This window comes from Roseobacter sp. HKCC-CH-9351 (assembly GCF_037830295.1).
Lineage (GTDB): Bacteria > Pseudomonadota > Alphaproteobacteria > Rhodobacterales > Rhodobacteraceae > M30B80.
Genome location: NZ_JBBLYM010000001.1, coordinates 1,964,077 through 1,984,504, shown reverse-complemented (window position 1 = coordinate 1,984,504; position 20,428 = coordinate 1,964,077). Strand labels below are relative to the sequence as shown.

Sequence of the window (20,428 nt, the reverse complement as noted above, 5' to 3'; positions counted from 1 at the left end):
GTTGCAGCGATAGGATTGCCGAAAGCCTGCGCACAAGCAAGGGTAATGGGATGGATGTTCGCCCCTGTGAAACATGGGGGTCATGTTAGCGAGAAACGGGGGCGGGTCATGGATTTTGGACTAAAGGGGAAACCCTGCATCGTGACAGGCGGGGCATCGGGGATTGGCGAGGCGATTGTGCAGGATCTTGTGGCCGAAGGGGCCAAGGTCATCGTGATCGACAAAAACCCCTGCAAGGCGGCGCAGATTGCGACATCCGTCACCCTTGATTTGACCGATGATGCGGCCTGTGCGGCGGCATTGAGCGATATTCGCGCTGAATTTGGGACGATTTACGGGCTTGTGAATAATGCAGGCCTCAATGATGGCGTGGGGCTAGATGCGGGGCCTGACGCGTTTCGGGCCTCTCTCAATCTCAACCTCGTGCAATATTACACCTTGATGCATCACCTGCATCATGACCTGCGCGCAAGCTGTGGCGCGGTGGTCAATGTGGCCTCAAAAACCGCTGTGACAGGGCAGGGCGGCACATCGGCCTATGTGGCCGCAAAGGCGGGCGTCTTGGGTTTGACGCGGGAATGGGCGGCGGAACTAGCCTCGGCGGGTGTCCGCGTGAATGCCGTTTTGCCCGCCGAGGTTATGACGCCTATGTATCAAAACTGGCTGTCGACCTTGCCTGATCCAGATGGGATGCGCGGCAAGATCGAGGCCGCGATTCCCCTGTCGCGCCGGATGACCGAAAGCGCGGAAATCGCGGCAATGGTGGTGTTTTTGCTCTCTGCGCGGTCGGGCCATACCACGGGGCAATGGATGTTCGTGGATGGCGGATATGTGCATCTGGATCGCAAGCTGACGCTCTGATCCAACTACATCACTGCCCCCACTTGCCACGGCACGAATTCGACCCCGCCAAAGCCCAATTCCTCGCTTTTCGTAGTGCCGCCTGAGGCCACGCGTAGGATCTCGCGATAAATCTCTTGCCCCTTATCGGCTAGGCTGATGCCGCCGCTGATAATGTCACCGCAATTGATATCCATATCGCCCCCCATGCGGCCATAAAGATCATCATTGGTCGAAAGCTTGATACAAGGTGTGGGCATATAACCCGACACAGACCCACGGCCCGTGGTGAATGTGATGATATTGGCGCCTGAGGCAATCTGCCCTGTGACCGAGCATGGGTCATATCCAGGACTGTCCATATAGACAAAGCCCTGCGCGGTCAGGGTTTCTGCAAATTCATAAACCCCGGCCAAAGGGGCAGTTCCACTTTTGGCCACCGCGCCCAAAGATTTTTCAAGAATTGTGGTCAGCCCGCCGCGTTTGTTGCCTGGGGATGGGTTATTGTCCATCTCGCCGCCATTTCGGGCGGTATAATCTTCCCACCACTGAATGCGCGAAATCAGTTTTTCACCAATTTCGGGCGATATCGCGCGGCGGGTCAAAAGATGCTCTGCCCCATAGATTTCTGGGGTTTCAGACAGGATTGTGGTGCCGCCCTGACGCACGATTAAATCAGACGCATACCCCATGGCAGGGTTGGCGGTGATGCCAGAATAGCCGTCCGAGCCCCCACATTGCATGCCTACCACCAATTTTGAGGCCGGCGCAGGGGCGCGTGTCGCACGATTGGCCACGGCTGCAATCTCGTGCAGCATGCTGAGACCCCGTTCAATTGTGCGCTTTGTGCCGCCTGTCTGCTGAATGGTCATATAGCGGAAACTCTCGCCATCGCGCAGACGGGCGGGGCCGATCAGGTCAGGCACCTGCATCACCTCGCAGCCCAGACCGACCAACAGGATCGCCCCAAAATTTGGGTTTTTCGAATATCCTGCCAAGGTTCGGAAAAGCATCTGATACCCTTCGCCCAAGCCAGACATCCCGCAGCCAGAACTGTGCACAATCGGGACAATCCCATCGACATTTGGGAAATCCTTCAAGAGCCCTGATTTTTCAGCAGCCTCTGCGATGAAACGGGCCACGCTGCCCGCGCAGTTCACGGATGTCAGAATGCCAATATAGTTGCGAGTGCCGACCTGCCCATCAGGCCTATGATAGCCCATAAAGCTGTCGCTTTCATCCGCCGCAGGAAGGGGGGTGTTCTGCGTGGCAAATTCATAGCCGCGTTTGTGATCGCCAAAAGACAGGTTGTGGCTATGCACATGCGCGCCTGCGGCGATATCTTCGGTCGCATAGCCGATAATTTGACCATAGCGGATCACCGCCGCGCCCTTGGCAATGGGGCGCAATGCAAATTTATGCCCTTTTGGAATGTCGGATTGCGCAAGCGTTTCAAAAGATGATAGAGCCGCGCCTGATCGGATATCGACCAAGGCAATTCCGACTGTATCATCTGCGTTCAGGATCAAAATATCTTGGGTCATCGCTGGCATCATTCATTCAAAGTGAGAGTTTACGATCTTGAAATTTCCACGGCAATCATACTAACATGCTAGAATTATCGAGATTGAGCGACATGATGCAAGAGAATTCACCATCAGACCCCGCGCAAGGCAGCGAATTTAGGCTGCGGTCTTTGGATGACTATGAAGGGAATTTGGCACGGCGCACCTACGCCGCCCTGCGTGAGGCAATTTTGACCTTGCGCTACAAACCGGGCGAGGCGCTGCGCAAGCAGGATATTTGCGCAACGCTTGGCGTGTCGCGGTCCCCTGTGGCAGAGGCGATAACACGCCTCTCCAACGAGGGTTTGGTGGATGTGGTGCCGCAATCTGGCACATTTGTCGCGCGCTTCTCGATGGAAGAAATTCGCGAAGGTGCGTTTCTGCGGGAAAGTATCGAACTGGCCTGCGCCGAGCTTTTGGCCGAGATTATCACAGACGAGCAGATCACCGAATTGCGCCGCAATTTGCGCCTGCAAAAGGTGATGGTTGAGGAGGGCGATTTTGCCGAATTTTATCGGCTAGATGGCGAAATGCACGATCTCATCATCGGCTTTACGGGGTTCAAGCAATTATCGACCATTGCCAAAACGGGATGGCTTCATGTGGATCGCGCACGGCAGTTGATCTTGCCCATGCCAGGGCGCGTGGCCGAGACATTGCAAGAGCATTACGATTTGGTCGATGCGATTGCCGCGCGTGATCCGCAAGCGGCGCGAAAAGCGATGCGCGCCCATTTGGGCCAGTTGATGAAATCTTTGATCCCGCTTGAGAAGACCCATCCAGAATTATTCGACCCCAGTTGAAAGTCAGTAAATGTCCTATCCTGCGAATAAACCCCGCTATGCCGCGCGTCTGAATGCATTCAAACCACTGGCCGAGGGGCGGGGTATTGCGGGCATGATTGCCGCCGCCGCCCGTGTTGAGGGGATGGATGCGGCGGATTTGAACTATCCTGATCATTTCGAAGGGCGTCCTGCGCGCGAGATTGGCGATATGTTGCGCGATAATGGCTTGGGGTTAAACGGGCTTGCGATGCGCTATTACTCTGACCCTGCCTTTGCCATAGGGGCCTTTACCAACCCAGATCCCGCAACACGGCGCAAGGCGATTGATCTGACCAAACAGGGTCTAGATGCTTTGGCGGAAATGGGTGGGGGCGTGATGACCCTTTGGATGGGCCAAGACGGGTTTGATTACGCTCTTCAGGCCGATTACGCGCGTCTTTGGGGCGATACGCTTGATGCTTTGGCCGAAGTCAGCGCCCATAACCGCGATCTGCAAATTGCCATCGAATATAAACCCAATGAGCCCCGCGCCTTTGCGCTGATGCCCGACATGGCCACAACATTATTGGCCATTCGTGATGTCGGGGCCGAAAATTTGGGCGTCACTGTGGATTTTGCCCATGTGCTTTATGCAAATGAGATGCCCGCCCATGTGGCCTATCTGGCGCAGCGCCATGCCAAGATTTTGGGGGTTCACCTGAATGATGGCTATGGCAAGCGCGATGATGGCTTGATGGCGGGCACGGTGCATCCTGTGGCGACAGTCGAGTTATTCGTGCAATTGCACCGCATGGGCTATGATGGTGTCATTTATTTCGACACATTTCCCGACCATTCGGGCCTGAACCCGATTGAAGAGGGGCGCACAAATATCCTGATTATCGAGCGGTTGCGCGCCATTGCCGCAGAACTCGCCGAAAGTTCAGAGCTGTCTGATCTGTTGCAAAAGCAAAACGCGGCCCTCACCCAGCGATTGATCGCCGAGCGGCTTTATGGCGGGGTGATCCCTGATGGGCGCTGATATCCTTGTGATGGGGGCGCTGCATCTTGATGTGATTGTCAACGCCCCCGCTTTGCCCGCCCCAGACGAGACGATGATGGGCCAAGATGTGGCCTATCGTTTTGGTGGCAAAGGCGGCAATCAGGCGGTTTCTGCCGCCCGCATGGGGGGCAAGGTTGCCATGATTGGCGTGGTTGGCACGGATGATTTTGCGCAGCCTTTGCGCGCTGAACTGGCGCGCGCAGATGTCGATATGTCCATGCTTGCCACCTGTGATGGGGCCTCAGGCATGAGCGTGGCCATCGTGCAAAATGATGGCAGCTATGGCGCCGTGGTCGTTTCGGGCGTGAACCGCCAAATCAACGCGCAGCAGGCAAAACTTGACCCACCCCCCAAAGTGGTCGTGCTGCAAAATGAAATCCCTGTTGCGGAAAATCACGCGCTCTTGGCGCGTTTGCCGCAGGATGTCACCGTTATCTGGAATGCGGCCCCCGCCTTGACGCGTGACGCAGTGATGATTGAGCGGGCTGATATTTTGGTGGTTAATCGCCTAGAGGCTGCCATGCAGGCAGGGCTGCCGCATGATCTGCCCGATCCTGAGGCGGCCTTAGCGCAGCTTGCGCGCGAAGGGCGTGCGGTGATCATTACACTCGGCGCGGATGGCTATATCGCGCAAGCGCGGGACGGCACTCGCTTTGGGGCCAAGGCGCATCGCGTGCCCGTCATCTCCACCCATGGGGCGGGGGATGCTTTCGTGGGGGCGCTTGCCGCTGAGATTGCGCGCGGTGCCGATTTAGCGGCGGCGGCGGCCTTTGCCCAAGGGGCGGCGGCCCTTCATGTCTCAACCCCGCTTGAGGGGCGCGCCAATATTACCCCTGCGCAACTGCGCCATGCCTTTGGCCTATAGCGCCAAGCGATAGGCCTCAGCCGCCGTGCCGCCAAAGACCCGCGCGCGTTCTTCGGCGGTTAGGGTCTTGGTCAGCTCCTCGGCTGCATGGCGCCATGCGTCATATTCCGCCCGCAGACGGCAGACGGGCCAATCTGACCCCCACATGATGCGCTCAGCGCCGAAACAGGCAAAGACATGATCCGCATAGGGGCGGAGGTCTTCGATTGTCCAACCTTCATTTGACTCGGTCACAAGGGCCGAAAATTTCAAATAGGCCTTGGTGTCACGCGCCAAAGCGGCCATGCCATCGGCCCAAACCTGAAACGTCTCGGCGCTATGCGCGTGGATTTGCGGCTTCATGCAGTGATCAATCACGCAGCGCATCTCGCTGTGGCGGGTCAAGATGGTATGGAAATTCGCCAAATGTCGCGGAAATCCAAGCGCGTCAAAGCACAGATCATGCTTGGCGATGGCCTGATAGGCCCATGCGATATCTGCGCGCAGCATCCAGTTATCGTCTTCAATATCTTGGATCATTGGGCGCACGCCCACGAATTTAGGATGCTTTGCAAATCGCGCTAAGACCGCCTCATCGTCTGGATTTTCAAAATCAATCCACCCCACAACGCCTGCAACAAAAGGCGTGGCATCGGCAAGGCCCAACATATAGGCGCTTTCCTCCACTGTTGGGGCGGCCTGCACCAAAACGGTTTTATCGATGCCATGACGCGCCAGATGCGGGCGTAAATCATCCGGGCCATAGGGGCGATAGAGCGTGGCGTTTGAGGGATCCATCCATCCATAATCGCCACGGGCAGGGTTCCAGAAATGTTGGTGGGCATCAATTTGCATCGTTTGTCTCCCCGTTGCGAATTTAGGCGGTTGGTGCGTCTTGGCGCATCAATCCTGCGGATTTGAGATCAGACCAAAGGGCGGGCGGGATTTGCGCCTGTTCCGCGCGCAGATTGCTGGCCATTTCTGCAGGGCTTTGCCCTCCTGGGATCACCGAGATCACCGATGGATGCATCAGCGGAAACCGAAAGGCGGCATCGACAAGGCGCACATCATGCGCGGCACAAACCGCCTCAATGGCCGCGACCTTGTCCAAGATGTGTCGCGGGGCAGGGTCATAGTTGAAATACGCCCCCTCGCGCGCACCTGTCGCCAAAATGCCCGAATTATAGGGGCCGCCAATGACAATCCCAATTCCACGCGCGGCGCAGAGGGGGAGAAAGGTTTCAAGCGCCTCTTGCTCAAGCAGCGTGTAGCGGCCCGCAAGAAGGAAGATATCGAAATCGCCACGCTCGGCCAGCCATTGTGACGCTTGCCATTCATTCAGACCCGCACCAAATGCCGTGATCACCCCTTGATCACGCAATGCGGTCAGCGCGGCCAAGCCCCCCCCCATGAATGCGGCGCGCTTTTCCTCAAGCACGGCATCGGTCTTGTGGGTGAAGAGGTCAAGATCATGCACATAAAGCACATCAATGCGGTCTATTCCCAAGCGCTCAAGCGAGGCCTCAAAAGAGCGCATCACACCATCATAGCTATAATCGAACACCTCGCGCCGCGCGGGCACATCAAACCATTTCCCGAACCCATCCCGCGCCTCTGGCGCTGTGACCTGCATCAGCCGCCCAACCTTGGTCGAGATCACATAGTCTTCGCGCGGTTTACCCCGCAGAAAATGGTTGATCCGCGTCTCAGAGAGGCCAAGCCCATAAAGAGGTGCAGTATCGAAATACCGCAACCCTGCATCCCACGCATCTCGCAGGGTGTTTTGCGCATCCTCCTCAGAGATCGCGCGATAGAGATTGCCCAAAGGGGCCGCGCCAAACCCGAGCTCGCTCAGCCTCAGCCCGCCATTTCCAAGGCGATCCCAATTGCGAAATTTGATCATTCTGCTCCCTCCAAGGTTTAACTGACATGCTAGTATGTTTTGCCTTGGATGCAAGATAGTTTCACGTTAGGCTATGTCTCGCGCAGGTCGCGCATGGGAGAGTGTCGTGCAGAAATTCAAAGCTATTTTTGGGGATAAGAAACCTGTCATCGCCATGGTTCATTTCGGCGCCCTGCCAGGTGCGCCGCTCTATGATGCAGAGGCAGGTATTGAGGGGTTGATTGCAGGCTGCAGGAAAGATTTGCACGCCTTGCAGGCCGCAGGCGTTGATGCGGTGATGTTTGGAAATGAGAATGATCGCCCCTATGAATTGAATGTAGATACTGCCTCGACTGCGACCATGGCCTATGTCATCGGCCGGCTGCGCGATGAGATCACTGTACCCTTTGGCGTGAATGTTTTGTGGGATCCGAAAGCAAGCCTTGCTTTGGCGGCGGCAACGGGCGCGCGTTTTGTGCGTGAGATTTTCACGGGCACCTATGCCTCGGATATGGGGGTTTGGGCGCCTGATGCGGGTGCGGCCTATCGCTATGGCGCGCGTGTCGGCGCGGGCGATGTTGCAAAGTTTTTCAATATCAGTGCCGAATTCGCCTATAGCCTTGATCAGCGCTCGGTCGCGGATCGTGCGCGCAGCGCCGTGTTTTCGTCCATCCCTGATGCGGTTCTAGTCTCAGGCACCATCACGGGTGAGGCTGCGAAAATGGAGGATCTCGAAAGCGTCAAAGCGGCTGTGCCCGATGCGCCCGTTTTGGCGAATACAGGCGTTAAGCATGAAACTGTGGCCGATGTTATGCGGGTCTCGGATGGCTGTATTATTGGATCGGCGCTCAAGGTGGATGGGCACACATGGAACGCGGTTGATCCTGATCGGGCCAAGGATTTCATGGATCGGGTGCGAGCAATCAGATGAGCGAGCAATTAAAAAAAGATCTTATTGATCTGATGCAGATCGTGGGCCTGTCAGGCCATGAGGATCGGGTGCGCCGCGCGATTGCGGCGCGTTTGTCGCAAATGGGTATTGCGCATGAAACCGACAGGCTCGGCAATCTCATCGCGCGGTTTTCAGGCGATCCTGATGCGCCGTCCGTGATGGTTTTTGCGCATATGGATCAGCTTGGGTTCTTTGTGCGTAAAATCGAACAAGATGGCAGCATCAGGGTTGAACGCATGGGCGGCGTGCCCGAGCGTGCGCAAGCCTCGCAGGCGGTGCGGCTCTGTATCGGGGAGGGGCGTGATATTGATGCTGTGATTGCCAATAAATCGCATCACGCAACCACCCCTGACGAGAAATATCAGATTTTGACCACGCCGCAGATCCGCATTGATGCAGGCTTTACAGCCAAGGCCGACGCAGAGGCTGCAGGGGTGCAAATCGGCACGCCCGTGGTCTATCGGCCCAATGTGATCGAATTGGCAAATGGCCGCATTGCGGGCACAGCCGTTGATGATCGCGCGGGCTGTGCCGTTCTTCTGGATTTGGCCGCGCGCCTTCAAGCGCGCAAATCAGGGCCGCCTGTTGCCATCGTCTTTTCGGTTCAAGAAGAATTCAATTTGCGGGGTGCAATGTCTGCTGCACAAATTTTGCAGCCTGATATTGCCATACAATTGGATCTGATGCTGGCCTGTGACACGCCCGACATGGCGGATCGGGGGGAGATGGTTTTGGGCGGTGGCCCCGGAATGTCGCTCTATTCCTTTCATGGTCGGGGCACCCTCAATGGTGTGATCCCGCACCCTAAGATGGTAGCCCTATTCGAAGGCGCTGCCAAAATGGCCAATCTGCCCCTGCAGCGCAGCGCGCAGGTCGGGGTTTTGACTGACCTATCCTATATTCAGCAGATGGGGCAGGGTGTTGCCGCAATCGATTTGGGCTTTCCATGCCGCTACACCCATTCCAGTCTCGAGGTTTGCGCGCTCAGTGATTTGACTGATCTTGCGCAGCTTCTTGAAACAGGGCTTGCGCAAATTGGCCCAGATTTCAATCTCAACCGCGATTAATGGGGGGCTTGGGCTATGGCCGTGTTTCTTGGCGTAGACATTGGCACCTATGAGACAAAGGGTGTTTTGACCAATGAGGTCGGCCAGATTTTGGCGCAGGCCGCTGTCAGACATGAGATGATCGTGCCACGCGCGGGTTGGGCCGAGCATCGCGCAGAAGAAGATTGGTGGGGTGATTTCGTTGCGGTCACCAAGGCGCTGCTTGCCCAGTCTGGGGTTGATCCGCAGGAGATTGCTTGCATCGCCACCTCAGCCATCGGCCCCTGTATGCTGCCCGTGGATGCCGCAGGCACGCCCTTGATGAATGGCGTGCTTTATGGGGTGGATACCCGCGCCACCGCGCAAATTGACCGCCTTAATGCTGAGATTGGTGAAGATCAGATCTTGGCACGCTGCGGCAACGCGCTGACCTCGCAATCTGTGGGGCCAAAAATCCTATGGCTCAAAGAGACACAGCCCGATCTTTACGCGGCCACAGCGAAAATTCTGACCTCGACCTCGTTTCTCGTGCATCGCCTGACGGGGGAATATGTCATTGACCATTACACGGCCGCAAATTTCAGCCCGCTTTACGATGTAACCACACAGGACTGGACGCAATCCTTAAGCGATCAGATCATCGAAACGGGGCGTTTGCCGCGCCTTTTATGGTCAAGTGAGATTGCAGGGCGGGTGACCGAACAGGCCGCAGCGCAGACGGGATTGGCCGTTGGCACCCCCGTCACGGCAGGAACAATTGATGCCGCCGCCGAGGCGCTGAGTGTCGGGGTGCAAGAGGCGGGTGACATGATGATGATGTATGGCTCTACCATCTTTATCATACAGCGCACCGCAGAAAGGGTGAGTGACGCACGGCTGTGGTATGCACCATGGCTTTGGCCCGACAGCCACGCCTCAATGGCGGGTCTTTCGACATCGGGCACGCTGACCCATTGGTTTCGCGACAGGTTTGCGCCTGACCTGCCAAAGGACACGGCGTTTGGTGCCTTGGCGCAGGAGGCGGCGGCCTCCCCCGTGGGGGCTAATGGCGTTTTGGTCTTGCCCTATTTTTCGGGCGAAAGGACGCCGATCCATGACCCGCTGGCCAAAGGGGCGATTTTTGGCCTGAACCTGACCCATAGCCGTGGCGACATCTATCGCGCCTTGATTGAGGGGATCGCGATGGGAACCGCCCATGTCATCGAAACCTATCGCGAGATTGGCCATGCACCCGAACGCTGTTTGGCGGTTGGGGGCGGCACGAAAAACCCGCTGTGGTTACAGGCAACCTCAGATTTTGGGAATATCCCGCAGATCGTCTGTGAAAAGACCATCGGCGCGTCATTTGGGGACGCATTCCTTGCCGCCTGCGCCATTGGGGCTGCGCGGCCTGAGGATATCAGCAAATGGAACCCTGCCACCCACGAAGTGGCGCCCAATCATAGTGCGGCGCATACCCGTCACTATAAGCTGTTTCGCCAATTATACGAGGACAGCCGCGGCGTGGCGCATAGCCTAGCTGGGGGGCAGTAATGCGGTTCGAGCGGATGTTGCCCCATCAAATTCGGCATGCGATTGCCGATAACACGCCTGTCGCCTTGGCGCTTGGGGTTATGGAATATCACGGCGAACATATGGCTGTTGGGATGGATCTCTTGGCGGTCACAGAGATCCTCACGCGTCTTGAGGCGGAGATGGATTTGGTGATCCTACCGCCCTTTGCCTATGGCGCGGCCAGTTATGCGGTAGCGGGGCCAGAGGGCACGGGCAGTATGGATATTGATGCATCCAAAATTTCGGCACTGGCCGAGGATATGTTTTTTGCGCTTTTGCGCATCGGGTTTCGCAATATTCACGGCATTATCCATCACCAATCGGAAAACTTCACCGCAGGTATGCCAACCGATCTGGCGTTCAAATTCGCGGCGCGGCGCGCCTTGTTTCGGTATCTGCAAGAGACGCGTGGCGAAGGGTGGTGGGGCGATAACGCCATGGCCGATTACTATGCCGAGCACGCCACGGGCACCGACCCCTTCAACTGGATCAAAATTCACCCGCTCATGGGGCCCGAGGTGAAGGCGCATTATCCCTTTGATCATGCAGGGGCAGGGGAAACTGCCCTGATGATGGAGCTTGCCCCCGATGTGGTCGAGGCTGCACGCATGGCGCAGAACACAGCATGGTATACGTCCAGCGCGACCGAGGCGACACCAGAGCTTGGCGCGAAAGGGGTGTCCTTGATCATGGCTGAGATGCGCAAGCGCCTGAGCTAACACACCGCGCGCGCTAAAGTGGTGCTAAATCCACCACACCTTTTTTCAGGATAAAGCAGCCGTAAGGCCCACTATCGGCGGTGCGAATGATACAAAAGGCCCGCTTTGCGGCCTCGTAGAAGGCAAATCGTTCCAAGGCCTCGACCAAGACAGGTGCGCCGTTTGAGGCATCCAGAACCTTCTGCATCTTGCCGAAAATGGGCACTACGCCTTCTGGGTCACCCACAACTTGCATCCGCCTAACGGGGGCAGGGACAAAGCTATCGAGCGGCATGAGGGACAGAATGGCGCGCGTTGCGGTCGGAATATCGCACCCCGCCATATCCAAAAGGCTGCCATAGGTTGTCTCTTTTGCGATTGTCACGGCGGGGTGATTGATGTCACAGATCACCAGATCATCCCCATGCCCCATTTGCATCAGCGCATAGACGATTTCAGCGGAAAGACGCTGATCAATGCCCTTCAGCATTATTTCACCGCCCCCGCCGCCATGCCTTTGATGATATATCTCTCAAGGATGATGCCGATAATGATCAAGGGCACAATCGCCGCAAAGGACAGCGCCGCCATAGACCACCATGAAATGCCCTGTGAGCCCGTTTGTGAGGCCACCATCACAGGCAAGGTCTTTGCCGCAGATGAGGTCAGAAGTGCTGCAAAAAAATACTCGTTCCATGTCAGCACAAGCGACAAGATGAACGCGGCCACCATACCGGGCAGGGCGATTGGCATCACAATGGTGCTAAAGGCCCCCCAGATCGACAAACCATCCACCAAAGCTGCTTCTTCCAACTCGGTCGGGATTGAGCTGAACTGATCCCGCATGATCCAAATAACAATGGGCAGAACCGTCAGCGTATAAAGCAAGATCAACCCGATCCGCGTGTCAAGAAGATCAAGCGATTTATATAAAACCAAAAAGGGCAGGGCCAAAACCACAGGCGGCAGGATCAACTGGCTGAGAAAAAAGAATGAGATGTCCGAATTGCGCATGAAGCCAAATTTATAGCTAAACCGCGACAGTCCATATGCGGCGCAACTGCCCAAAACCACGGCAAGAAACGAAGCGGTGACAGAGACAACAGTCGAATTCCAAAATCGCTTGAGAAATTCTTCGCGCACAGTGGATTCATTTCCGATTGTATCAGGTGACAGGCCAAGCGACCGCCACCCCAACCAATTGGGCGTGAAATCTGCCCATGGGATGATATTGCCCTGCATCACATCAGGCGCGGTCTTAAACGCTGTTGTGGCTGTCCAAAAAATTGGAAACAGGCACACAACGGCCCAAAGAATCAACACGCCATAGATCAGGCCGCGCGAGAGATACCAAACGGGGCGAAATTTGCGGTCAGTGTCACTGTCTTTGAAAATCTGCGCCGACATTTTAATACCTCGGTTTCATCCAGCGATCTGCTAGTTTCATTAGGATTGTCATCGCAATCACGATCACAACCAAATAAACAATCGCCAAAAGCGTCCCATATCCCACATTGGATCGGTCACGATATTCTCGGAAAATAAAGCTGGTTACACTATCGGTCGCGCCGCCTGGCCCGCCCGAGGTGATGTTGATGATGATATCCGCCAATTTGAGCTTAAAGATAATGCGGATCAAAATCGCAGTGATGGAAACAGGCAACATTAAGGGGAAGGTCACCTCCCAAAATTGCCGCCATTTCGAGGCGCCATCGACCTCGGCCGCTTCGAACAATTCGCGCGGGATTGCCTGAAGCCCTGCAAGGATCATGATCATCATGAAAGGGATGAACGTCCACGCGTCCATCATCATGATCATCGCGCGCGCAACCCCCGGAGAGCCGAAGAAAGACGGGCTTGCCCATCCCAACCATTGACCAAAATCACTGATATAGGAACCCAGCCAAAACAGCGGGGCAGGCAGGTCGGCTGAAGGCTCGGAGGCGATATAGCGCATAAAGCGCGAAATCGGGCCAAAGCGGATTTCCAACATGGATTTACCAATCATCCAGCTGACCGCAACGGGGGACAGCATCAATGGCAGAAGGAAGGCCACACGAAAGAATTTGCGCCCTCGAATTTGCCCGTTCAGCAACAGGGCAAGGCCAAAGGCAACCGTATATTCCACAACAATCGCGGCGGTATACCAAAACATGTTGCGCATCGCGTTCCAGTAAAACGGGTCGCCCGCCATCTGCCGCAGATTGTCGATGCCATTAAATTGCCGCCCATCGGGCGAGGAGAGGTTCCAATCTGAAAAGGCAATGACCAATCCAAAGAGCAGCGGGAACACCACCATAGAGATCACAAATAACGCGGCGGGCAGAACAAACAATGAGCGTTTTCCATGTTCGCCGCGGATCAAAACCTGCGACACGCAAAGGCAGGTTGACCAAAGTAGATACGCATAAAGGGAGGGCCGCCAATTTTCAAACCCGATGGACAGTGTGCCAATCCCATCGAGGGTTTGTACGGCCATAATCAATGCCATCAGCGCGGCTGATCCCCAGACAAGGGTTTTTCCCAAACGGCGGCGTTGATCCGAAATGTGATCTGCCGTCACCACGTGAAGCCTGTCGCCGTCTTCCATGCTTATCGCCCGATTTATCGTGTAAATGGATTAACAAGTCTGTGGCCGACCCCGAAAGATCGGCCACAGCGTGTTTTTGCCCTTAGAGCCCGAGAGAGGCGCGATAGAGGCTGATTTGAGTGTCTCTACCGATTTGATCGGTGATGCCTTCCCAGGCAGCGGCAATCGCATCGGCGGTCTCTTGTGCCGATCCGTATTGGCCGGCAAACCCTTTGGCCAGTTCGTCTTCCGCCACCGAGTAGTATTGGAAGATACCAGGGATACGCGGTTCAATTGCCGCGTTAGGGTGGTTGTAGCTATCCGCGTTCGAGCCCAAATAATCCTCAACATAATCGCGGTCATAGCCCGCTGCTTCCCACTCGTCATATTGGAAGTGCGAGTTACGATAGGGCTGGAAGCCCGATGGATATGCGGACATCCACAAGGATATATCTTTGCCGCCAAGATGCGCCGCCGCAGACCAAGCAGCTTTACGCTTAAGGTCATCACCCTGCACGTTTTTGGTGACATAGATGCCCCAGCCCAAATAGGCCATGTTGGGCGCCTCGTTGTAGGTGTCTTCCCACTGGCCCGTCTGCGAGTTGTAGACCCGGTCTGAGCCCGGATTAATGCCAAAGCCTACAACGTCACCGACTACGGACGTATCTGATGTGCGTGCGTTGGAGCCAATATCACCCCACCACATTAGCATCGAACCTGTGCCAGCCAAGAATTGCTGGAAGCCTGTTGTCCCGGGGTCAGCATTGATCTGATCTGCAGGGTATGCACCTGGAGTCTCGATCAAATCCATCACGTCTTGGATGGCCTGAACCCATGCTGGATTGTTTACCCGTGGGGCCATGGTGTCTGGATCAAACAGCCATGCTGGGTCACTTGGGTGCTTGGCATAGGCGGCAGCGCGGTTGGCAATAAAGTAGAAGCCAAAACCGCCCCAGCCTTTCAGCGGGTCAAGATAGCCATGCGCAGGCAGACCAGTGAGGGGGTCGGTCTTGCCCACCAAATCCTTGGTCACTTGGTTCACCTGTTGCCATGTGCTTGGCACTTCGGCCCCACCGATTGCGCCATCGCCGAAGTAATCCTTGCGATAGCAGAATGTATGGCAGTCTCCATCAATGGTGATGCGATATGTTTTGCCATCCCATGTGCCCACAGGTGGCTGCAAATACCCAACCAAATCATCGGCTTCAATCTGGTCTTTCACCCATTCTGGCATTTCATCCAACAGACCCTTGCCTGCGGTGTCGCCTTCAAATGGGGCGCCCATTTCGATGATGTCGAAGTCAACTGTGCCAGTGGCAATTGCCTGCTGCAAGCGGGGGTTATAATCGGCCTGTGCAAGGTCGATCCAGTTGATCTTCGCGCCTGTGTAGGCCTCCCATGGCTTGAGGAACCCGCGGAACAAGAAGTTATGCAGGTTTTGGTTGTTGAGGCCCAAGAAAGTCAGTTCAACACCTTCAAATTCGCCTTCCGCAACATTCTCTCGGACCGGACCAAGGCATAACTCTCCAACGCGCTGCCAGTCTGCATCGGTCGGTGAGCCCATTCCTACCCCCGGAATTTGTAGAATTTGAGCGCGGACGTCACTATGACCTGCTGCGTTCGCAACTTTAGGTGCTGTCAAGGCACCAGCGCCACCTACGGCGGCAATTGCGCCGACGCTGGCGGCACCTTTGAGCATATTACGGCGGCTCATCTGTGCAGCCACAATAGCTTTATACATTTCAACTTTCACGACTTATCCTCCCAGATATCTTCGCTTAACTTGTGCAGTTTCGACGCTAGCTGAGTCCGACGTTTGAATATTTTTTAGTTGCTAGCGATATTATCTTTCCAGCCAGCAATCATTCTGTCAAGATTCTAACATGTTAGTATGCATCTGGAATGGACAGAGAAAGACTTTCGATTTAGTTGTTAAAGGCCGACTGACTTAAGGAACATGAGCATGGCAGGGTTAGAAATACGATCGCTGATGAAGTCCTACAGTGATGTGATGGTTTTGCATGGTTTGGATTTAGACATCGAACACGGTGAGTTTGTTGTTTTAGTTGGCCCGTCTGGTTGTGGTAAATCAACTCTTTTGCGTATGATCGCAGGTCTTGAGGGTATAACGAGTGGTACAGTCCAAATTGGTGATCGTATCGTGAATAATTTGCCACCGGCTGAGCGCGATATTGCTATGGTGTTCCAAAATTATGCACTTTATCCTCACAAGACAGTGCGTGCGAATATGGCCTTTTCGCTGCGGATGCGCGGCATGGATAAGGCCGAGGTCAACAGTCGCGTTGATCACGCAGCTGAGATTTTGGGCCTGATCCCTTATCTTGATCGCTATCCCCGTGCATTATCAGGCGGGCAGCGCCAGCGAGTTGCTATGGGGCGTGCAATCGTCCGTGATCCGCAGGTGTTTCTGTTTGATGAGCCACTTTCAAACCTAGATGCGAAATTGCGCGTGCAAATGCGCACCGAAATTCGGGAATTGCACCAAAGGCTACAAACAACCACCGTTTATGTGACCCATGACCAAATCGAAGCGATGACCATGGCCGATAAGATTGTGGTCATGCAGGGCGGCTATATCGAACAAATTGGCACCCCACTTGAGTTGTACGACCGCCCGCGCAACGTCTTTGTTGCGGGCTTTATCGGCAGCCCTTCGATGAATTTCTTTGAAGGGCAGGTGGTCAAATCTGGGCGTTCTTTGGCGGCGCAGATCGGTGGTGCGGTGGTTTCCTTGCCAAAAGGGGCGGGCGTTGCTGAAGGCCAAGAGGTCATCATTGGCATCCGTCCCGAGGCCTTGCAAATCGCGGATAAGGGGATTTCTGGCACGATTTCAGTGATCGAGCCAACAGGTTCAGAGACACATGTGATGTTGCGCCATAGCACGGGGCAGGATTTTACACTGATCTCGCGCGAGCGGCGCGATTTCAAGGTGGGTCAAACGATCACGATGACGGCTGATCCAGATGACCTGCATATTTTCGATAAATCCACCAAAGAACGCGTGTGATCATCACTATTCGAGAAAAAGGGGGAGTATCATGCTGAAAGGAATTGATCCAAGGCTTAATGCCGATGTTTTGCATGTTTTGCGCATGATGGGGCATGGCGATGTTCTGATCATTGCGGACACGAATTTTCCATCCGACTCGGTTGCCCGCGCCACGGTTTACGGCAACCTGTTGCGCATGGATAACCTCACCGCGGCCGAGGCGGTCGAGGCGGTTCTTTCGGTCATGCCCCTTGATACTTTTGTTGATGATTTTGCAGGCCGTATGGAAATTGTGGGCGAGCCTGACACAATCCCCGCCGTTCAGGCCGAGGTGCAGCAAAAAATCAACGCCGCCGAAGGGGCGGAGCGGCCCATGATCAGCATTGAGCGATTTGCCTTTTATGATATGGCGCGGCAAAGCTATGCTGTGATTCAAACGGGCGAGCGGCGTTTTTATGGCTGCTTCATGTTGCGCAAAGGCGTGATTGGCCCTGACGCATAGGGGAAATGGATGTCTAAGGCGATTGTGATTTTGGGCGTATTTGTGGCTGATACGGCCTATACCGCGCCGCGTCAGCCCGTGATGGGCGAGACGCTGATTGGATCACGTTTTGTGTTGGGGCCAGGTGGCAAAGGGTCGAACCAATCGGTTGCGGCAGCCAAGGCAGGCGGGGATGTGCATATGATCACGCGGCTTGGCCAAGATGATTTTGCCAAGATGGCGCTTGATCTTTGGGCCGAGTGCGGCGTGACCCCCCATGTCAGCCACCACCCCGAAAGCTATACGGGGGCTGCGTATATCTTTATCGAAGAGGGCAGCGGCAATAACGCGATTATCGTCAGCCCCGGTGCGGCCGCGGAGATTGCGGTTGCTGATCTTGAGTCGCGCGCCAGCGTCATCAACACGGCAAAGGTTTTCATGACCCAACTTGAACAACCTTTGTCCGCTGCAAAGCACGGGTTGCGCATGGCGAAATCCGCAGGGGCGCTCACGATCTTAAACCCCGCACCTGCTCAAGAATTAGGGCGGGATATCTTGGGCCTTTGTGATTATGTGACGCCCAATGAGATTGAGGCGGAGCAGCTGACAGGGGTGAAGGTGACCACGCCTGAAACTGCGCAATTGGCCGCGCAAAAATTGCTTAATCTTGGTGCCAAGGCGGCGGTGATCACCTTGGGTGAGCAAGGCGCCCTTTACCATGATGGCCAGCAAACCCTGCACCAACCCGCCTTTAACTGCGGTGCGGTGGTCGAGACAACGGGCGCGGGGGATGCGTTCAATGGCGGCTTTGCTGTTGCGCTTGCCGAAGGGCAGGGGATCGAGGCCGCGTTGCGCTTTGCGTGCGCGACTGCAAGCCTGTCTGTCACCCGCCAAGGCACGGCCCCCGCAATGCCAACCCGCCCCGAGATTGAGGCGGTCGTGTCCTCGTAAGTCGCGCTTTGTGATTGCCGCGCTTCCCCGCTTTGGGTCATAGTCAAACGCGGAGAGGGGACGGGTTTGATGCGCAAGGCGAAAATCACGCTTAGGGATGTTGCGGCAAAGGCGGGGGTTTCACCCTCTGCCGTGTCGCGCGCCTTTACCGATGGTGCATCTGTTTCGCCTGCGATGCGCGCGCGGGTCGAGGCGGCCGCCGCTGCCCTTGGCTATAGTCCAAACGCCTTGGCCTCATCCCTGACCACTGGACGCAGTAAGTTGATTGGCTTGGTTGCAAATAATTTCCAGAACCCTGTCTTTCTTGAGATTTTCGATCAGTTCACTCGTGGCTTGCAGCAGATGGGGTTACGGCCACTTTTGGTTAATCTCAGCGATGTGAGCGATATTGAACAAGCCGCCGCAATGCTGCGGCAATATTCGGTCGATGGGGTGGTGGTGGCCTCATCCACCTTGCCCGCTGGTTTGGTCGAGCAATTCTACGAAGAGGGCGTTCCTGTGGTTCACGCCTTTGGTCGCCATGATCCGCAGGCGCGGGTCAATGTTGTGGGCATTGATAACCACGCTGCAGGCCGTTTGGCGGGCGAGACATTAATCGCGCGCGGCTACCGCGAGATCGGGTTTCTAGGCGGGCCAGAAGGGGCCACCTCAACCCAAGATCGTTTGGCGGGTTTCCGCGCGGCCCTTGCAGAGGCAGGGCTGACCTGCCGCGCGCGCTTTGTGCCCGCCTATCGGTTTGAGGCGGGGCAGGCGGCTATGTCCGCCGAACTGTCTGCGGGGCCTGCCGAGGTTTATTTTTGTGGCGATGATATTCTATCCATCGGCGCCATGGCCGCGATTGGCGCGGCAGGTCTAGGCTGCCCTGATGATATTGGCATCTTGGGGCTGAATGATATGGCAATGGCCGCGTGGCCCAATATTCGCCTCACCACGATTGCGCAGCCGATTGAGGCGATTGTGGGGGCGGCGTTGTCGCTTGTCGTGCGCCTAAGTGAACACCCTAGCCCGCAGGCTGAGGCACAGATGTTTCCTTGTCATTTGGTCGAACGCGCAAGTTTGCGTGCGCTCAACCCCTGAACATCGGCGGGCGGGCCTCCTGCCACGCGCCGTGATCCTTGGCTGAGGCCACCGCCGCATAAACAGCCGCCAGCGAGCGACACCCATCTTCTGCCGTTGGCAACCCATCACGGGCCTGACCACGAATGGCATCGGCCAGATCGCAGTAAATATTGGCCACAGCCAAGGGAAACCCTTCGGGATGTGCAATGGCGACACGGCTGAGCCGCGTGGCCTCGTCATGCAACCCCCCTTCGCCCTTCTCGATGATCTCCGTGCGCCCGCCAGTGCGGGTATAGATCAATTGATTGGGCTGCTCTGACGCCCATCTTATGCCGCCTTTTTCGCCAAAGACCTGAATGTCGAACCCGTGTTGGCGGCCAATCGCAACCGAAGATGTCCAGAGCCGCCCGACAGTGCCCTTGGACATACGGAAATTCACCATTGCGTCATCTTCGAGCACGCGCGATGAAATTGTTGAGGCGAAGTCAGCGGACAATGTGGTGACGTGATCATCACAAATAAACCCTGCCATATGCAGCGCATGGATACCACAATCAGCAAACTGCCCAGAAACACCCGCCATCGCAGGGTCATAGCGCCACCGCACCCGTGGGTTATCGGCATCTTCCGCATCGCCGTGATGGCCATGGCTGAAATTGGTGACGACCAACCGAATGTTGCCCAATTCGCCCGCGCGCACCATGGCACGCGCCTGACGGATCATCGGATAGGCGGAATAGCAATAATTCACCGCGCAAATTCGGCCATTGGCGCGGGCGATTTTTACGATTTCTTCGCCTTCTTCGACTGTCACCGTCATGGGCTTTTCGCAAAGAACATTGAAGCCCGCTTCAAGAAAGGCTTTGGTGATTTCAAAATGCGTGGAATTTGGCGTGGCCACAGTCACGAGATCAACGCGATCCTCGCGGGCGCTTTCCCCTGCCAACATCTCGCGCCAATCGCCATAGGCGCGATCAGCGGCAATTCCCAGACGCTGTGCATAGGCACGACCCACATCCGCGCGGTGATCCAAAGCGCCTGCCACAAAGTCAAAATGCCCATCCGCCTGTGCGCCTAAACGATGTGCAGGGCCGATCTGGCTGCCTTCGCCACCACCGATAAGACCCCATTTTAGTTTTGTCATGATTTG

At 55.9% G+C, this 20,428-nt stretch carries 20 protein-coding genes; 12 read left to right on the top strand and 8 right to left on the bottom strand.

The window, feature by feature from the left end; genetic code table 11:
• The first annotated feature begins 54 nt into the window (after positions 1-54).
• The gene (locus AAC632_RS09935; RefSeq protein ID WP_340296472.1) at positions 55-861 is read left to right on the top strand and encodes an SDR family oxidoreductase; all 807 of its coding nucleotides are present in this window, start codon (positions 55-57) and stop codon (positions 859-861) included.
• A gap of 5 nt (positions 862-866) precedes the next feature.
• On the opposite strand, the gene AAC632_RS09930 is transcribed toward AAC632_RS09935, so the two are convergent.
• Positions 867-2,384 carry a UxaA family hydrolase gene (locus tag AAC632_RS09930; RefSeq protein WP_340296474.1) on the bottom strand — a complete coding sequence of 506 codons (1,518 nt, stop codon included), beginning with the start codon at positions 2,382-2,384 and terminating at the stop codon, positions 867-869.
• A 95-nt stretch (positions 2,385-2,479) separates the two neighbouring features.
• Between AAC632_RS09930 and AAC632_RS09925 the strand changes: the two genes are divergently transcribed.
• Genes AAC632_RS09925 through AAC632_RS09915 form a run of 3 tightly spaced genes read left to right on the top strand, consistent with a single transcriptional unit; the run spans position 2,480 to position 5,097 of the window.
• Complete coding sequence (locus AAC632_RS09925) at positions 2,480-3,208, top strand: GntR family transcriptional regulator (protein WP_340251026.1); 729 nt, start codon at positions 2,480-2,482, stop codon at positions 3,206-3,208.
• A gap of 10 nt (positions 3,209-3,218) precedes the next feature.
• Complete coding sequence (locus AAC632_RS09920; RefSeq protein ID WP_340296476.1) at positions 3,219-4,211, top strand: sugar phosphate isomerase/epimerase family protein; 993 nt, start codon at positions 3,219-3,221, stop codon at positions 4,209-4,211.
• Complete coding sequence (locus AAC632_RS09915) at positions 4,201-5,097, top strand: PfkB family carbohydrate kinase (RefSeq protein WP_340296477.1); 897 nt, start codon at positions 4,201-4,203, stop codon at positions 5,095-5,097. Before AAC632_RS09920 ends, AAC632_RS09915 begins: the two co-directional genes overlap by 11 nt.
• On the opposite strand, the gene AAC632_RS09910 is transcribed toward AAC632_RS09915, so the two are convergent.
• Both AAC632_RS09910 and AAC632_RS09905 read right to left on the bottom strand, forming a co-directional pair.
• The gene (locus AAC632_RS09910; protein WP_340296479.1) at positions 5,092-5,931 is read right to left on the bottom strand and encodes an amidohydrolase family protein; all 840 of its coding nucleotides are present in this window, start codon (positions 5,929-5,931) and stop codon (positions 5,092-5,094) included. The two genes, AAC632_RS09915 and AAC632_RS09910, sit on opposite strands and share 6 nt — an antisense overlap.
• A 22-nt stretch (positions 5,932-5,953) precedes the next feature.
• Positions 5,954-6,979 carry an aldo/keto reductase gene (locus AAC632_RS09905; RefSeq protein ID WP_340296480.1) on the bottom strand — a complete coding sequence of 342 codons (1,026 nt, stop codon included), beginning with the start codon at positions 6,977-6,979 and terminating at the stop codon, positions 5,954-5,956.
• 106 nt (positions 6,980-7,085) lie between these two features.
• Here AAC632_RS09905 and AAC632_RS09900 point away from each other — a divergent pair, with 106 nt between their 5' ends.
• Genes AAC632_RS09900 through AAC632_RS09885 form a run of 4 tightly spaced genes read left to right on the top strand, consistent with a single transcriptional unit; the run spans position 7,086 to position 11,229 of the window.
• Complete coding sequence (locus AAC632_RS09900) at positions 7,086-7,889, top strand: BtpA/SgcQ family protein (RefSeq protein ID WP_340296482.1); 804 nt, start codon at positions 7,086-7,088, stop codon at positions 7,887-7,889.
• The gene (locus AAC632_RS09895) at positions 7,886-8,977 is read left to right on the top strand and encodes a M20/M25/M40 family metallo-hydrolase (RefSeq protein ID WP_340296484.1); all 1,092 of its coding nucleotides are present in this window, start codon (positions 7,886-7,888) and stop codon (positions 8,975-8,977) included. Before AAC632_RS09900 ends, AAC632_RS09895 begins: the two co-directional genes overlap by 4 nt.
• A gap of 15 nt (positions 8,978-8,992) precedes the next feature.
• Positions 8,993-10,489 carry an FGGY-family carbohydrate kinase gene (locus AAC632_RS09890; RefSeq protein WP_340296486.1) on the top strand — a complete coding sequence of 499 codons (1,497 nt, stop codon included), beginning with the start codon at positions 8,993-8,995 and terminating at the stop codon, positions 10,487-10,489.
• Positions 10,489-11,229 carry a creatininase family protein gene (locus tag AAC632_RS09885; protein ID WP_340296488.1) on the top strand — a complete coding sequence of 247 codons (741 nt, stop codon included), beginning with the start codon at positions 10,489-10,491 and terminating at the stop codon, positions 11,227-11,229. The genes AAC632_RS09890 and AAC632_RS09885 overlap by 1 nt, the downstream gene beginning before the upstream one ends.
• Positions 11,230-11,242: 13 nt before the next feature.
• On the opposite strand, the gene AAC632_RS09880 is transcribed toward AAC632_RS09885, so the two are convergent.
• The 4 genes from AAC632_RS09880 to AAC632_RS09865 all read right to left on the bottom strand — a co-directional run bounded on the left by AAC632_RS09880 (position 11,243) and on the right by AAC632_RS09865 (position 15,518).
• A complete protein-coding gene (locus AAC632_RS09880) occupies positions 11,243-11,698 on the bottom strand; it encodes an RbsD/FucU family protein (protein WP_340296490.1) in 456 nt (151 codons plus the stop codon).
• Positions 11,698-12,615 carry a carbohydrate ABC transporter permease gene (locus AAC632_RS09875; RefSeq protein WP_340296492.1) on the bottom strand — a complete coding sequence of 306 codons (918 nt, stop codon included), beginning with the start codon at positions 12,613-12,615 and terminating at the stop codon, positions 11,698-11,700. Before AAC632_RS09875 ends, AAC632_RS09880 begins: the two co-directional genes overlap by 1 nt.
• A 1-nt stretch (position 12,616) precedes the next feature.
• Complete coding sequence (locus AAC632_RS09870; RefSeq protein ID WP_340296494.1) at positions 12,617-13,798, bottom strand: carbohydrate ABC transporter permease; 1,182 nt, start codon at positions 13,796-13,798, stop codon at positions 12,617-12,619.
• 82 nt (positions 13,799-13,880) lie between these two features.
• On the bottom strand, positions 13,881-15,518 hold the full coding sequence (locus tag AAC632_RS09865; protein WP_340296495.1) for an extracellular solute-binding protein: 1,638 nt from the start codon (positions 15,516-15,518) through the stop codon (positions 13,881-13,883).
• Positions 15,519-15,740: 222 nt separating this feature from the next.
• Between AAC632_RS09865 and AAC632_RS09860 the strand changes: the two genes are divergently transcribed.
• The 4 genes from AAC632_RS09860 (at position 15,741) to AAC632_RS09845 (ending at position 19,296) form a co-directional block, all read left to right on the top strand.
• Positions 15,741-16,805, top strand: coding sequence for an ABC transporter ATP-binding protein (locus tag AAC632_RS09860; protein WP_340296497.1), 1,065 nt, complete (start codon positions 15,741-15,743; stop codon positions 16,803-16,805).
• Between the two features lie 31 nt (positions 16,806-16,836).
• On the top strand, positions 16,837-17,289 hold the full coding sequence (locus tag AAC632_RS09855; protein ID WP_340242635.1) for an RbsD/FucU family protein: 453 nt from the start codon (positions 16,837-16,839) through the stop codon (positions 17,287-17,289).
• A gap of 9 nt (positions 17,290-17,298) precedes the next feature.
• A complete protein-coding gene (locus AAC632_RS09850; protein ID WP_340296499.1) occupies positions 17,299-18,219 on the top strand; it encodes a ribokinase in 921 nt (306 codons plus the stop codon).
• Between the two features lie 69 nt (positions 18,220-18,288).
• Positions 18,289-19,296, top strand: a complete 1,008-nt coding sequence (locus AAC632_RS09845; RefSeq protein ID WP_340296501.1) for a LacI family DNA-binding transcriptional regulator — start codon at positions 18,289-18,291, stop codon at positions 19,294-19,296.
• On the opposite strand, the gene AAC632_RS09840 is transcribed toward AAC632_RS09845, so the two are convergent.
• Positions 19,286-20,422, bottom strand: coding sequence for a Gfo/Idh/MocA family protein (locus AAC632_RS09840; RefSeq protein ID WP_340296503.1), 1,137 nt, complete (start codon positions 20,420-20,422; stop codon positions 19,286-19,288). The two genes, AAC632_RS09845 and AAC632_RS09840, sit on opposite strands and share 11 nt — an antisense overlap.
• Positions 20,423-20,428: the final 6 nt, after the last annotated feature.

What these genes read in the sequence shown, in the direction of transcription:
- AAC632_RS09910 (WP_340296479.1), bottom strand. Translation starts at nt 5,931, where the DNA reads ATGCAAATTGATGCCCACCAACATTTCTGGAACCCTGCCCGTGGCGAT.
- AAC632_RS09855 (WP_340242635.1), top strand. Translation starts at nt 16,837, where the DNA reads ATGCTGAAAGGAATTGATCCAAGGCTTAATGCCGATGTTTTGCATGTT.
- AAC632_RS09870 (WP_340296494.1), bottom strand. Translation starts at nt 13,798, where the DNA reads ATGGAAGACGGCGACAGGCTTCACGTGGTGACGGCAGATCACATTTCG.
- AAC632_RS09840 (WP_340296503.1), bottom strand. Translation starts at nt 20,422, where the DNA reads ATGACAAAACTAAAATGGGGTCTTATCGGTGGTGGCGAAGGCAGCCAG.
- AAC632_RS09925 (WP_340251026.1), top strand. Translation starts at nt 2,480, where the DNA reads ATGCAAGAGAATTCACCATCAGACCCCGCGCAAGGCAGCGAATTTAGG.
- AAC632_RS09850 (WP_340296499.1), top strand. Translation starts at nt 17,299, where the DNA reads ATGTCTAAGGCGATTGTGATTTTGGGCGTATTTGTGGCTGATACGGCC.
- AAC632_RS09885 (WP_340296488.1), top strand. Translation starts at nt 10,489, where the DNA reads ATGCGGTTCGAGCGGATGTTGCCCCATCAAATTCGGCATGCGATTGCC.
- AAC632_RS09895 (WP_340296484.1), top strand. Translation starts at nt 7,886, where the DNA reads ATGAGCGAGCAATTAAAAAAAGATCTTATTGATCTGATGCAGATCGTG.
- AAC632_RS09920 (WP_340296476.1), top strand. Translation starts at nt 3,219, where the DNA reads ATGTCCTATCCTGCGAATAAACCCCGCTATGCCGCGCGTCTGAATGCA.
- AAC632_RS09935 (WP_340296472.1), top strand. Translation starts at nt 55, where the DNA reads ATGTTCGCCCCTGTGAAACATGGGGGTCATGTTAGCGAGAAACGGGGG.
- AAC632_RS09930 (WP_340296474.1), bottom strand. Translation starts at nt 2,384, where the DNA reads ATGACCCAAGATATTTTGATCCTGAACGCAGATGATACAGTCGGAATT.
- AAC632_RS09890 (WP_340296486.1), top strand. Translation starts at nt 8,993, where the DNA reads ATGGCCGTGTTTCTTGGCGTAGACATTGGCACCTATGAGACAAAGGGT.
- AAC632_RS09865 (WP_340296495.1), bottom strand. Translation starts at nt 15,518, where the DNA reads ATGTATAAAGCTATTGTGGCTGCACAGATGAGCCGCCGTAATATGCTC.
- AAC632_RS09845 (WP_340296501.1), top strand. Translation starts at nt 18,289, where the DNA reads ATGCGCAAGGCGAAAATCACGCTTAGGGATGTTGCGGCAAAGGCGGGG.
- AAC632_RS09860 (WP_340296497.1), top strand. Translation starts at nt 15,741, where the DNA reads ATGGCAGGGTTAGAAATACGATCGCTGATGAAGTCCTACAGTGATGTG.
- AAC632_RS09880 (WP_340296490.1), bottom strand. Translation starts at nt 11,698, where the DNA reads ATGCTGAAGGGCATTGATCAGCGTCTTTCCGCTGAAATCGTCTATGCG.
- AAC632_RS09905 (WP_340296480.1), bottom strand. Translation starts at nt 6,979, where the DNA reads ATGATCAAATTTCGCAATTGGGATCGCCTTGGAAATGGCGGGCTGAGG.
- AAC632_RS09875 (WP_340296492.1), bottom strand. Translation starts at nt 12,615, where the DNA reads ATGTCGGCGCAGATTTTCAAAGACAGTGACACTGACCGCAAATTTCGC.
- AAC632_RS09915 (WP_340296477.1), top strand. Translation starts at nt 4,201, where the DNA reads ATGGGCGCTGATATCCTTGTGATGGGGGCGCTGCATCTTGATGTGATT.